Origin of the sequence: Endozoicomonas sp. ALC013 (genome assembly GCF_049310205.1) — a bacterium.
Taxonomy (GTDB): Bacteria; Pseudomonadota; Gammaproteobacteria; order Pseudomonadales; family Endozoicomonadaceae; genus Endozoicomonas.
The window spans coordinates 1-13,716 of sequence record NZ_JBLYNS010000138.1 but is presented as its reverse complement, the minus strand read 5'-3'; the positions used below and the strand labels follow the sequence as shown (position 1 = coordinate 13,716).

The window sequence follows — 13,716 nt, the reverse complement described above, 5'->3', positions numbered from 1 at the left end:
GACAGGCTCCTAGAAAAACAAATGGACTCCTTTTTTCATGTTGCTGATTTGGCTGATCATAATGGGACTGATTTTTAAGTCATGGATTGCCTGGCTGGCACTGGTCATTCTTTATCTGTTCTCAACCCAGCCGGTTTCATCGCTGCTTATTCGCAGTCTTGAGCGTTACCCGGTCTTTACGCCGGGGCAAACACAACCTGTAGAGCCTCAGGCAGTGGTGATTCTTGGTGGTGGTTTACCTCGTATCAGCCCCGAGATGTCAGGCTTTCGCCCTTCTATGTATACCCTGGAGCGACTCCGTTATGGCGCATGGCTGAGCCGTCAGACTGAGCTGCCGGTTATGGTCAGTGGTGGCGGTTTCCGACCGGAAGCAGCCACCATGGCAGAAAGTCTTAAGCATGATTTTGCTGTGGAAACCCGGTGGTTGGAGGATCAAAGTACTACAACCCGGGAAAATGCAGTGTATGCCCGTGAAATGCTGCCTGAGGATATTCAGTCGGTTTTACTCGTGACCCATGGCTGGCATATGCCAAGGGCCGTTCTCAGCTTTGAACGAGCGGGTTTTCATGTGATTCCGGCACCAGGTATGCTGGCCAATGCCTCAAAAGACACTTTCCGTATCAGTCGATGGTTGCCCAGTGCCCGTTATTTGAGCGACAGTGAACGTGCTTTCAGAGAGTACGCCGGGTATTTATGGTACTGGCTGATCTATCGCAGCTGAGTGTTGTGTTTAACCTCGAAGGCCAGCCTGGGGCAGTGTTATTTAGAAAATTTTTGTCGTTCAATTCATATCAAGCCCATAGTCTTCATCAACAGATAACATGAAGTAAGCCGAAGTCCCATGTTGACCATCAGGGACATCGTATCCGTGAAGACTATCACCGCCAACGGTGTTTTCTCGTCTAAACAGCATATAATCCATTACATTGGTGTCGGTGCTGCATTCTTCAAGCCAGCAAACTAAAGCATAATGCAGTTTACTTTCTTCAGGAAAACTCTTGAGGCATTCTAATACCTGATCCTTATGGATTTGTTGTCCATTAACACACAGGCTGTTGATATAGCAGTGCGCCAGGAAGAAGAAACGTATACGTAAGTTCTGAAATGAGTGTCTCAGTGTTTTGGTGGATTCCAACACCTGTTCTGCTGACAGGTTTTCATGGTCAATTGCCCATTCATTCTGCATAGCCATGAATTTCAGGATACATTGCAGTCGGTGTTGCTCATCGTCCTGAACCGGTGCGTTGTTTGAGATTTGCCAAGCCTGTTGAAGTATATCCTGAGCTTCGTTGGTGTCACCGTACCGCAGAGATTGTTTCAGCCTTTGAATCAGATATTTGGTTTGCACAGCCGAATGATCGCCGGGTATTTCATTAAACGCGTCTAATACTTGCTGGTTATCCCAGATACTTTCCAATACTTTCGTCTTCAATGGCAGCTGAGAATACAAAATAGTGTTTTCGAGCAACCAGCCACCCCGTTCATAATCCACCGCATCCAGCGAGGCCTGCTGGTCATTCAACAGCAGATCTCTCAGGCAACATTCCGCTTTGAAGTGCGCTGCTGCCAATTGGCCCGCCGGATTGTTGGTGAAACCCCGGACCACTTCCTCCGGTGTAATTTGCTGGCCATTCAAGGCCAGGCTCCTCAGGCAACATTCCGCCTTAAAGCAAGCCAGTTCCATTGTTGCCATGGCACCCTGATAGTCATTAACCACTTCATCCGGTGTAATCTGCTGGCCATTCAGCGGCAGGCCCTTCAGGCAACATTGTTCCTTAAAGCGCGCTATTCCCAGTTTGCCAATCTGACTGTCCGGAAAACCCTTAACGACTGCATCTGGTGTGACCGGCTGGCCATTCAATGGCAGGCCCTTCAGGCAACATTGCTCCTTGAAGCGGGCCCTTCCCAGTTTGCCTTCCGGACTATTTGGGAAACCCCTGACTACTTCATCCGGAGCCACCTGCCGGCCATTCAATAGCAGTCCTCTCAGGCAACATTCTGCTTTTAGGCGAGCGGGCTCCAGGGTTGCTCTGGCGGCCTGATAATCCTGCATCACCTCTTCCAGTGTCACCTGTCGGCCCTTCAGTGGCACGCCCTTCAGGCAACACCGTTGCTTAAAGCGCGCCTGCGCCAGTTTACCTTCCGGACTATCCGGGAAATCCTTAACCACCTGATGTGCTGTGACCGACTGGCGATGCAGCAGCTTGCCCCTGAAACAACATCGTTCCTTGAAGCGGGCCCTGCCCAGTTTGCCTTCCGGACTATCCGGGAAATCCGTAACCACCTCTTCGGGGGTGACCTGCTGGCCATACAACAACAAACCCCTGAGGCAACATTGTTCCTTGAAGCGCGCTATCCCCAGTTTGCCTTTCCGACTGTTCAGGAAATCATTCACCACCTCATCCGTTGAGACCTGACGGCCCTGCAACAGCAGGCCCTTCAGGCAGCATTCTGATTTGAAGTGTGCCAGTTCCAGTAGTGATCTGGCGGCCTGATAACCCTTAACCACGGCATCCGCTGTGACCCGCTGGCCATTCAACGGCAGGTTCCTCAGGCAACATTGTTCCTTAAAGCGCGTCAGCTCCAGCAGCGCTTTGGTTGTCTGATAACCGTTAACTACCTCATCCGGTGAGACCGGCCGACCATTCAACCGCAGTCCTTTCAGGCAACATTCTGCTTTAAAGCGAACCATCTCCAGTGGTGCCCTGGCGGACTGATAATCCTTCATCACCTCATCCGGTGAGACCTGTCGGCCAAACAACAGCAGGTGCTTCAGGCAACATTCTGCTTTGAAGCGCGCCAGCTCCAGAGATGCCCTGGCGGCCTGATAATCCTTGACCACCATATCCGGTGTGACCCGTCGACCATACAGCAGCAGGTTCTTCAGGCAACATTCTGCTTTGAAACGCGCGATCCCCAGTTTTCCGGCCGGACTGCCCGGAAAACCCTTAACCACCGCATCCGGTGTGACCAGCTTGCCATCCAACCGAAGTCTCTTCAGGCAACATTCCGCTTTGAAGCGTGCCAGCTCCAGTGTTGCTCCGGCCGCCTGATAACTCTGAACCACTGCATCTGCTGTGACCCGATGGCCATGCAACGGCAGGCTCTTCAGGCAACATTCTGCGGTGAAGCGGGCTACCCCCAGTTTACCGGCTTGACTGTCCGGAAAAGCCTTAACCACCTCATCCGGTGTAATCTGCTGGCCATTCAACGGCTGGCCGCTGAGGCAACATTGTTCCTTAAAGCGCGCTCTTCCCAGTATGCCGTGTGGAGTATTCGGGAAATCCTTGATCACCGTATCCGCTGTGACCGGCTGACCATTTAATGGCAGGCCCTTCAGGCAAAATTCTTCTCTATAGCGTGCTATCGCCAATCTGCACTTATCATTGCCATCTGGCTGTCGGTTGAATTCTTGGATGACCTGCTCCGGGGTGACTTTTTTATTGTCAAGAAGAATGTTCTGTGCACAAAGCCTTTGCAGGAAAAAGCCAGCTCTGAGAGACGAACGGTCACTGCCATAGGCTTTAAACACCTCAGCCGGGGTGATTTGATGTCCCTTTAACAGCCTTTTATTCCAAAAGGCAGCCTCAATACGCCTGGCATCATTCAGGGGTGGGGCTGTGCCTCTGTGAAACGGATGCGTTGAGACACTTTTACCGTTAAATCTACATCCGACGCGCTCAGGAATCCTGTTTGAACCGGCTTGTTGTGTAACCCGGTCCGCAGGCTTCGGGGGGGAATGAGTGGATGCTGCTGCTTTCAAAAAGACACCCTGCACACCTGGACATTAAATATCGCCGTTTGACCTTGCAGCGGCTGTCCGGTTCCATTTTTATATAAGGAACATTGGACGAAACTTTTTTCTGGATTGCCAATCAAAAGTTCAAACTACTTCAGCTTCGAGAGGATATTTTGATGGATGCCCCCGGAACTCAGCCCCTTGATCCGTACAGACATGTGTCTGGTGAGGCGATTGCCAGTGGTGGAATTGCTTCAACTATGGAGCAGAAGGTGCTTGATTTTTCCAGGTGCCGACATGTATCTGATTTTGCTGATAAGGCAAAACCTCTGGCTTCTGTGGCTGCTGAAGCGTTACGTATCGGCAGGGATGTTGATTGCCCTTTTGGCATGAACCCTCTTCACTGGGCATGTGCAGCAGCAGATTCTCAGGCATTTCAGGTGATTTGTAATTCAGTTTCCCGTGAGCGGATTGTTTCACTGTTTAATGAACCCAATGGGGCCAGATCAGTCGATGAAATGGCCTATGAAGTTGCTGGTAAAGTGGGGCCGGCAATCAACAGGGACTGTCCGGATCAAATACTGGTTTTTCTGTTAAACAGTGCTCCCGAAGCACTGCGGACGGAATATTACCAACTGTTTAAATCCATCAAGGCAATATTAACTCCGGGGGATTTAAAGGGGCAGGCTGCCAATAATACGGGTAATAACCGGTTTAATCTGGCAGCCGGTGGCAGGGAGGAGGTGGTGCGGTGGTACTGTGATATGTTCAGGGCTGATCCTGACTATCAAATCGCCATCAATCATCCGACCAATGCGGGTGTAAGGCCACTTCATCACGCAGGCAGAAGTGAACATCCCGAGAGGGTTAAAGTATTTGCATTATTGTTAGCAGAAGGAGCCTGGCCGAGTTTGGAAAATCTGGATGACCGGGGTAATTCGCCATTGGATCATCTCCAGCCTGATGACCGGATGATCGATCAGATAATTGGTTATGTTGAGGAATATCTGGGATTATCCGGGCTGGAAGAAGCTGTAAGACAGAGTAGGCTGGAAACGATAGTGTCTGAACTTATCGCTGCGTTTGAACGATTTGAGCAGGAGGTGGATTTAACCAGGGACGTCGCTCTTGGGAAGACAATGGCCCCCTGAGGGGCTGTCCGGGGGGGCTGGGTCTATCCCACGGCATCACTGACTTCTTTTTCGGGGGGTTCTTGCATACAGCGGCAGAAAAATCAGAAACAAGCCTAGCAGTAACACCGGCCAGGAGCCGTACATCATAAATGGTGTCTGGCCCTCGCGAACCTCTGCGGTTGCTGACAAAACGCCATGGGTAAAGCGCGGAATCGTTTTTACCACACGTCCCTTTTCATCAATCAGGGCGGTAATGCCATCATTGGTGGCCCGGATCATAAAGCGTCCGGTTTCCAGTGCTCGCATCCGGGCAATCTGGAAATGCTGGACAGGGCCAATGGATTTGCCAAACCAGGTATCGTTGCTGATGGTAATCAGCAGCCCACTCTCTTGCGCCATTTGTGCGACAAAGTTCGGGTAAACCACCTCATAACAGATATAAGGGGCAATGGTTACCTCGCCCGCCTTGAGTAAGGTCTGTTCTGAGTCTCCACGGGAGAATTCTGACATGGGCAGGTTAAAGAAATCAATCAGCCCGCGCAGCAGGGACTCCATGGGAACGTACTCACCAAATGGCACCAGCTTCTGCTTGTCGTAGCGGCCGGGGCCGTCTGCGGGTAAATAGCCTTCTCCCAGAGACAGAATACTGTTGAAGTAACGGGTTTCGCTGCCAGCATTATCATCCACTGGCATACCAAGAATTAATGTACTGTTATTCTGACGGGCCAGTCTGTCCAGCTGGGCCATCAAGCCCCGGGCACGGTTATAAAACAGTGGAATGGCATTTTCCGGCCAGATAATCAATTCCTGCTGCCACTGGTCTTCACTCAGGCCAATGTAATTAATGATGGTGGTGTGAATAAAGTCAGGGTCCCACTTCAGGTTTTGGGGAATATTTCCCTGTACCGCGCTGAAGGAGATATCGCCGGTTTTTTCTGTCCATGCCATGTTGTTGAGCGGCCACGAAAGTCCCCAACCTGCCAGGGCGATGAATAAAGCAATAATATTGGGTGTTCGCTGCTGTTTAGCCGGAATAATCAGGGCAAACAACAGGCAGGCGGTGGCTACCATCAGCAGGCTTAAGCCATAGGTTCCGATAACGGGAGCCAGCGTTGCAAAGGGCGTGTCCAGAAGTGCATAGCCCGATAACAGCCACGGAAAGCCAGTCAGCAACCAGCTGCGCACCCACTCAAACAGTACCCAGAGCCCTGAAAACATCAGTGCCTGCTGCCAGGGGGGCATTGCCCCGGCTTTTCGTTGATTAAGCCAGCTGTAAAGCAGGAAGACCGGCATGATCATCAGGGCGGAAATGCCCAGGACAAAAAGCCCGGTCAGCAGTCCGGCCAGCATGGGGGAAGCGGCCCCAAATTCATGGATACTGACGTATATCCACGATGTGCCAGCCCCAAACATCCCGACGCCAAAAAGAAAACCGCACATTGTTGCGGTCTTGACGGGTAATGTTCGGGTCAAAAGAAAGATCATGCCAACAGCCAGCATGGGAACTGGCCAGATGTCAAAAGGGCTGAAGCCCAGGGGCATGGCCGCACCTGCGGCCAGCGACAGCAGGTAGCGCACAACCTGAAGAGATGAACGGGACGTCGCAGCAGGCATCAGCAGGGGGTTACCCGCAACAGTCGAATCCGACGACCATCGGCGTTCAGTACATCAAAGCGGAAGCCGGAAATTTCCACGGATTCATTGCGGGTTGGCATATGGCCAAACTCCTGCATGACGATACCACCAATGGTATCAAACTCATCATCCGGGAACCTGGTGGCAAACTGCTCGTTAAAGTCTTCAATGGGCGTCAGCGCTTTGACAATAAACGCGTGTTCAAGGTCATCCGCCGGTTTGATAAAGGTATCTTCGTCAACATCGGTTTCATCCTCGATATCGCCAACAATCTGCTCAAGCACATCCTCAATGGTGACCAGTCCGGCCACTCCACCAAATTCATCAATAACGATGGCCATGTGGTTACGGTTGGTGCGAAACTCCCTGAGCAAAACATTCAGGCGTTTGCTTTCCGGGATAAAAGTCGCTGGTCGTAAATGGTTCTTGATATTGAATTTGCCCCCGGTGTTAAGAATCAACGGCAGCAGATCCTTGGCCAGCAGAATACCGATGACTTCATCTTTGGTATCGCCGATAACCGGGAAGCGGGAGTGGGCCGACTCAATAACCTGGGGCAGGAACTCTTCCGGGTTCTGGTCTTCATCCACACAGACCATCTGGGAGCGGGGGATCATGATTTCACGAACCTGCATGTCCGCGACCTGAACAGCGCCTTCGATGATGCTCAGCGCTTCATCATCCAGCATGCCCCGGCTTCCGGCATCTCGCAGTATGCCCAGCAGCGCGTTGCGGTCTTTGGGGTCCTGGTGAAATATGCTGGTCAGTTTGTCCATCCATGATGGTGACGGATGATCTTCCGTCGAATGGTCGTCGCTCATTGCCCTCTGTCTTCACGGCTATGCCCACCTCCCGGTGGGCGGTTTACTGATGAATGTGTTAAACGTGATCCAAAGCCTGTCAGGATTACTCTCTGTCCTGATAGGGATCAGGATAGCCGAGCTGACCGAGAATTTCCGTCTCCAGAGACTCCATTTCTTCGGCTTCCTGATCGTCAATGTGATCGTAGCCAAGCAAGTGAAGTGTGCCATGAACCATTATATGAGCCCAGTGGGAATTGAGACTTTTTTTCTGTTCAATAGCTTCCTGCTCAACAACAGGGACGCAGATTATCAAATCACCCAGTAATGGCAACTCCAGTTCGGCAGGCAGATCGGAAGGAAAGGACAGTACATTGGTTGGCCCTTCCTTGCCCCGCCATTGCCGATTCAGCTCGGCACCTTCATCTTCATCGACGATCAGGAGGCTGATTTCAGCTTCCTGACGGTGCTGGCCAACGGCAGCTGCGGCCCACTTTTCCAGCTCACTCTGTTCGGGAAGCTGTGTGCTGCGGCTGTTAATCATCACATCAATATGAACCGAGGCCATTATTGTGCGCCTCTGGGTGATGAAGAGCCCTCGGCTGGTAAAGAGCCCTCAGCTGGTAAAGAGCGTGCAGAGCGGGGAGCAGAAGGTTGCTTACCCGGTCGGGAATACTTTCCTGTTGACTGCTCCTGGGTCAGTTTGTCGAAACGGTCATAGGCCTGCACGATCCGTTGTACCAGGGGATGGCGTACCACATCCTTGGCGTTAAACCAGGTAAAGCCGATACCGTCGACCCCTTTGAGGACTTCAATGGCACTGGCCAGACCGGAGCGTGTCCCCCGGGGCAGGTCAACCTGGGTGATATCACCGGTAATCACGGCGGTAGAGCCAAAGCCGATACGGGTCAGGAACATCTTCATCTGCTCCTGAGTGGTATTCTGGGACTCATCGAGAATAATAAATGAATTATTGAGTGTACGACCCCGCATGTAGGCCAGCGGGGCAACTTCAATCACATTTTTCTCTATCAGTCGGTCAACCCGCTCAAAACCGAGCATTTCATACAGGGCATCGTAGAGAGGCCTGAGATAAGGATCGATTTTCTGGGACAGGTCGCCAGGCAGAAAGCCCAGTTTTTCCCCCGCTTCCACCGCAGGACGCACCAGCAGAATGCGACGGATCTGTTCTTCTTCCAGGGCCTGTACCGCAGCGGCAACGGCCAGGTAGGTTTTCCCGGTACCCGCAGGGCCAATACCGAAATTGATGTCGTGCTGCAGAATCGACTTTACATAACTTTGCTGGTTAGGCCCCCGGGGCGTAATCAGGCCTTTGCGGGTACGCAGAGAGATCAGCTTGTCTTCGGGTTCTTCGTGTATCCACTCAATGGCCGATTCCTGCAGGAACAGGTGAACCGTGTTCGGGCTGAGGGGTTCGTCCTTACCGGTTTCTCTGAACAGTCGCTTGACGACTTCGCCCGCTACCTCCGCACGGCCATTGTCACCCTGGATGGCAAAGACATTACCACGATGACGGATGGTGACACCGAGACGTTCTTCGATCTGTTTCAGGTGCTGGTTGAATTGCCCACAGAGTTCGGCGAACCTCTGTGGCTCATCAGGCTCAAGAGAGAAGCGGCAGACGTTTTGATCAGTGGCATTATGGCCAGAGGCGTTGTTACTTCCGGAAGAGTCCTGTCCTTGTGTTTTGGTATTCAAAGTCAGTGTTTAGCCTTTACTGCAAGTGGATTCAGGTAAGATATTACGATGGTCTCTGAATGTAAGCCAGTCAGGAAAAAGAGGCATTACGCCTCTTTTTCTCAGGCCACGCTGTCCAGCTCGGAACTGATCAGCGTACCACGCAGAGAGTGCGGCAACGCTTCAACAATCTCGACATCCGCAAAGTGGCCAATCAGGCGAGGGTCAGCACACTGGAAATTCACTACCCGGTTGCACTCGGTACGTCCTGATAATTGTCCCGGATCTTTCCTGGAGTAACCGGTCACCAGAATCTTCCGGGTGCTGCCCACCAGACGACGGCTGATCTGAATAACCTGCTGATTAATGCGGTTCTGCAAAATCTGCAGGCGCTGTTTCTTCACTTCCTCGGGAACATTGTCTTCCATATCGGCGGCGGGAGTTCCGGGGCGCTTGCTGAAGATAAAACTGAACGAGGCGTCAAAGCCCACTTCTGCAATAAGGTTCATGGTGTCTGCAAAGTCCTGATCGGTTTCTCCCGGGAAGCCGACAATAAAGTCCGAGGAGAGCTTCAGGTCAGGGCGGATAGCCAGAAGCTGTCGTATTTTCTTCAGGTAGTCTGCTGCGGTGTGCTCCCGTTTCATCAGTTGCAGGACCCGGTCAGAACCACTCTGTACCGGCAGGTGCAGATGGCTGACCAGCTCGGGAACTTCGGCGTAGACATTGACCAGGCTGTCTGAAAACTCCAGTGGGTGAGAGGTGGTAAAGCGGATACGGTCAATCCCGTCAATGGCAGCCACCACCGTGATCAATTCCGCCAGGTCACAGACGGAGCCATCGTGTTTTTCACCACGATAGGCGTTGACGTTTTGCCCCAGTAGGTTGATTTCCCGAACGCCTTTTTCCGCCAGGCCATAGCATTCAGCAATAACGTCATCCATGGGGCGGCTGATTTCCGCACCACGGGTATATGGAACGATGCAGTAAGTGCAGTACTTGTCACAGCCTTCCATAATGGAGACAAACGCCGTTGGACCATCCACACTGGGTTCCGGCAAACGGTCAAACTTTTCAATTTCCGGGAAGGTAACGTCCACCACGGGAATATGGTTGGCCTTGCTGGCATCGATCATTTCCGGCAAACGGTGCAGGGTCTGTGGGCCAAACACCACATCAACCTGGGGTGCCCGTTTACGGATCTCATCACCTTCCTGGCTGGCAACGCAGCCGCCAACGCCGATGATCAGGTCCGGGTTTTTCTCTTTCAGTTTTCGCCAGCGACCCAGCTGGTGGAACAGTTTTTCCTGGGCTTTTTCCCGCACGGAGCAGGTGTTTACCAGCAGGACATCCGCCTCTTCCGGATTGTCCGTCAGCTCCAGGGTATGAGTCTCGCCGAGCAGATCAGCCATACGGGCGGAATCGTACTCGTTCATCTGGCAACCATGGGTTTTGATATACAGTTTTTTGCTCATTTCACACTTTACTGGCTTGTGCCGGGAGGCTGTCCGGGAATAGTCCACCCTGTGGGCGCTATTCCCAAACAGCCTCCTGGAGGGCTCAAACCTGCAGCGAGGCCAAGCCTGTTGTTCATAAACCGGGCATTATAGCTACCCTGCACCATGGAGGATAGTCAAGGATGAGCTCGGTTAAACCGTGATTACATAGATTGTATTGTGGTCATTGCAGAGTGCGGGCGTGGGATGACGAATAATCGATCCGGTCAGATTTGTACATTCCAGTGTATTTAGGCAAACCATTGCAGTCAGGCTTTGTGTTATGATCTGCGCCCTGAAATCCTATGGTCAGCTCAAGCCGTAAAACGTCTGGGCAGAATTAACGTGGTACTAGAACCTAATGGCGAAAACCCCCATTTTCCGTGTGATTTTTCAAAATCAGGGCGAAGTGTTTGAAATCTACGCCCGACAGATCTTCCAGAGTGAACTCTGGGGTTTCATTGAGGTTGAGGAGTTTGTCTTCGGTGAGCGCAGTCAGCTACTGGTTGACCCGGGCGAAGAGAAACTGAAGGCAGCGTTTGAAGGTGTAAAGCGCAGTTACATTCCACTGAATACCATTATTCGTATTGATGAGGTGGAAAAAGAGGGAACCGGCAAGGTTTTTGAAGCACAGGGTGTAATGTCCGACCCTTCCCCGTGATGCCCCATATTCCCAGCAGGGACTGAACTTAACCGCTGGTTAGGCAGTCACAGCTCGTATCCATGGCATCAGCACCGTCATCCTTTGGCCTGTGCCGGTAGTGGGGGATATTATGGATTCACTGTCAGATTCTCTTAAGTCACTGGAAGTTGGCAGTGCTGTCCCAGGGGGCAGTGATGCGATGTCTGCTTCTGGTTCAGCCTCAGCCATCGCGTGGGGACGAGAGTTGGCAGTGGTTAATGTCTCATCACCGGCATGTTCAGGGTTCCCTGTTGCTACGTTCCCCGATGCCGCTCCCTGCACCTCTGCAACCGCTGTATCTGATCATGGCCCCGGGCTGTTAATGGGTAACCCTGTTAACAGCGAAAAGAACAACCATTTATCGAGCCGGGAAAAAGTGGTCGCGGTGATGTCCGCCTTTGGTACATCGCACCCCTTCGATAGCCGGGCGATAATGCGCATTTTAGCTGCATGCATTTGTGATGAAGAAGAGCAATTGTCTCCCTTCGTCAGTAATGGTAAGAAATGCAATTTTCTGTTGTCAGGATTTCTGGCTTTGCAATATGCCGGGGAGCCTGAAGCCACTGAACCCATCCTGGCAAAGCTTAAGAATATTGATAAGGATTTTCTCGACCTTTATCTCAGGGCTGTTGAGCTATATTTGCTGATTTCCGGACAGTCACCCTCTTCTATGGATTATGAGCAGGTGCAGGAGCTTTCTCAGTTGGTCCGGGAGACTGAATTTTTTCCCGCCGCCTGGCTGCTGGTGAAGCTGAGTTGTAATACAGATAAGCTGCTGCTGGTTTCACCCTTTCTTATCCCGCGTCTGCTGGTTCCGTTCCTGAATCGGAGCTCTGAAATGATTATGTTGGAACGGACTTTTGCCCGGGAGCTGATGGATGCATTCACTACCCTCCTCAAGCTGACTGACAAACACTTCAAAAGCTGTCTTGAAAAAATGACGCCCCGTGACTTGTTCATGCTGGATTTGGGGGGGCTGATAATGGGTACCAATGCCAAGCCTGAGATCAAAAAGTTTGCTGACTATCCGGAAGGGCTGAGGCAGATCATTACTTTGGACTGGAGTGACATTATTCGTTCCCGACAGGAAGGTGGCAGGCTCGAACTTCGCTCCAGGCGCAACCGCTATAACCATAACGATCTCAGGCAAGTGTTTGAGGAATCGGGGGCGAAGTTGCGGGTATCGAAAGGGACAATAAATAATCTGCTTGGCGGGGTATTCAAGGATGCAGGCAAGGGGGATACGAAAAGAAGGCTGTATAAGTACTTCGAGCAACGTCTTGAGGCGAAGGAGTCACGCTTTGTAAGTGGGCTTATGAAGTTGACCAAAGGGCTAATGTACCTTTGTTCCACAGGGTTTGAAAAACATCCGCTGATCGCCCTTATACATCTGGCTAATGCGGCAGACAGTGGCTTGTCCCCGCTGCTGCTCAAAGATGCGGGTGATATTAACCTGGGTTTTGGTCGGTTTGAAAAGTCCCGGGAACTGTATCAGCAGCTGCGCAGCTTACCCGGTTTGCCAGAGTCCCTCAGGCGAAGGCTGGATTCATTAATTGAAATCTGTGAGTTAAATATTCCTGCCGTAACCAGCACTGCAGCAACAGATGCTGTTAAAACGCCGGTTGTCGTTGAATCTGGCAGCAGGAAAAGCAGGAAAAAAAGAAAAACACATCAGCGCAGCAGGGCGGAGTTCAGAGGGAACGTGGTTGCCCCGAAGCAGCACAGTCCGGATACGGAGCAAACACCTGAAGTTGTCCGGCCGGTTAAGCAGAGGCATTTGCCGTCGGAGTCTGATTTGCCTGAACAATCAGATTCTGAAGACCGCGAACATCCGGATAAAACCCCGGAAGCGGCACAGATAGACCAACTTTCACCGGTTACATCTTTGAGGCCAGCGCCTGAGAAGGTGGCCGGGGCAACGGCCCCACGGCAGCTGTTTATGCCAAGGGAGGGGCGCTTCAGCGATAGTGATTTGATGGTTCAGAGGTTTGTCCGGGAGATTAATGCCCATCGAAACAAAAGTGATCTTGCCAGTGAGCAGTTGTGTATTGAACAGTGGCTGATGCAGGACCAGGTCTATGGGCGTGTTTGCGAAGATGCAGCCTGGTTCTACTTGCGGCAGTGTATTTTTCCCGAGCAGATGAACGCGGTCATCCTGGCCGGTGACCAACTGAATGATGAGAAGGAGGCAAAATGGCAAATGTTGCACTTTGCCCTGGATTGGGTCTCCCGGGCCATGGCCTGTTACCTGGCACAGCCCATAGAGAAGCGTATCCTCAGTGGCCGGTTGCAGGAGATGCTGATTCAGCGGCACCATCAGAACCCGGAGCAAAAAAAGGACGCTGAGGCCTGCAAGCGCCTGCGATCCGGATGCTCCGGTTTTGGCCATGTTTTTTCTGAGTTGAGTGGCCTGGTCAGCAGCCACAAGCTAAGAAAAGTTTATGATGACAAGGGGCATGAGTTTTTTGCGTTAAAACGCATTGCCGATCCTCTGTATTACCTGGGGGTGTGATATTGCCTAGTACATGGTTTCAAA

10 protein-coding genes are annotated in these 13,716 nt (G+C 51.9%); 4 read left to right on the top strand and 6 right to left on the bottom strand.

Going from position 1 to position 13,716, the window contains the following annotated elements; all coding sequences use genetic code 11:
- Nucleotides 1–61 precede the first annotated feature (61 nt).
- Nucleotides 62–721 (top strand): YdcF family protein, encoded by a 660-nt coding sequence (locus ACO6V1_RS19315; protein WP_422446611.1) that lies wholly within the window; start codon nt 62–64, stop codon nt 719–721.
- Nucleotides 722–781: 60 nt separating this feature from the next.
- On the opposite strand, the gene ACO6V1_RS19310 is transcribed toward ACO6V1_RS19315, so the two are convergent.
- Nucleotides 782–3,763: a hypothetical protein gene (locus ACO6V1_RS19310; protein ID WP_422468085.1), complete on the bottom strand. Its 2,982-nt coding sequence runs from the start codon at nt 3,761–3,763 to the stop codon at nt 782–784.
- Between the two features lie 152 nt (nt 3,764–3,915).
- Between ACO6V1_RS19310 and ACO6V1_RS19305 the strand changes: the two genes are divergently transcribed.
- Nucleotides 3,916–4,890: a hypothetical protein gene (locus ACO6V1_RS19305; protein WP_422459532.1), complete on the top strand. Its 975-nt coding sequence runs from the start codon at nt 3,916–3,918 to the stop codon at nt 4,888–4,890.
- Between the two features lie 36 nt (nt 4,891–4,926).
- On the opposite strand, the gene lnt is transcribed toward ACO6V1_RS19305, so the two are convergent.
- From lnt to miaB, 5 genes are all read right to left on the bottom strand, one after another.
- Nucleotides 4,927–6,486, bottom strand: coding sequence for an apolipoprotein N-acyltransferase (gene lnt / locus ACO6V1_RS19300; RefSeq protein WP_422446605.1), 1,560 nt, complete (start codon nt 6,484–6,486; stop codon nt 4,927–4,929).
- Nucleotides 6,486–7,328, bottom strand: coding sequence for an HlyC/CorC family transporter (locus ACO6V1_RS19295; RefSeq protein ID WP_101745588.1), 843 nt, complete (start codon nt 7,326–7,328; stop codon nt 6,486–6,488). Before ACO6V1_RS19295 ends, lnt begins: the two co-directional genes overlap by 1 nt.
- 85 nt (nt 7,329–7,413) lie before the next feature.
- Nucleotides 7,414–7,875, bottom strand: a complete 462-nt coding sequence (ybeY, locus tag ACO6V1_RS19290; protein WP_422446603.1) for an rRNA maturation RNase YbeY — start codon at nt 7,873–7,875, stop codon at nt 7,414–7,416.
- Nucleotides 7,875–9,026, bottom strand: coding sequence for a PhoH family protein (locus ACO6V1_RS19285; RefSeq protein ID WP_422468083.1), 1,152 nt, complete (start codon nt 9,024–9,026; stop codon nt 7,875–7,877). The genes ybeY and ACO6V1_RS19285 overlap by 1 nt, the downstream gene beginning before the upstream one ends.
- A 101-nt stretch (nt 9,027–9,127) precedes the next feature.
- A complete protein-coding gene (gene miaB / locus ACO6V1_RS19280) occupies nt 9,128–10,477 on the bottom strand; it encodes a tRNA (N6-isopentenyl adenosine(37)-C2)-methylthiotransferase MiaB (RefSeq protein WP_422446599.1) in 1,350 nt (449 codons plus the stop codon).
- A 382-nt stretch (nt 10,478–10,859) separates the two neighbouring features.
- Between miaB and ACO6V1_RS19275 the strand changes: the two genes are divergently transcribed.
- Nucleotides 10,860–11,159 carry a DUF1820 family protein gene (locus ACO6V1_RS19275; protein WP_422468081.1) on the top strand — a complete coding sequence of 100 codons (300 nt, stop codon included), beginning with the start codon at nt 10,860–10,862 and terminating at the stop codon, nt 11,157–11,159.
- Nucleotides 11,160–11,271: 112 nt separating this feature from the next.
- Complete coding sequence (locus ACO6V1_RS19270) at nt 11,272–13,692, top strand: hypothetical protein (RefSeq protein ID WP_422459528.1); 2,421 nt, start codon at nt 11,272–11,274, stop codon at nt 13,690–13,692.
- The last annotated feature ends 24 nt before the right edge of the window (nt 13,693–13,716 follow it).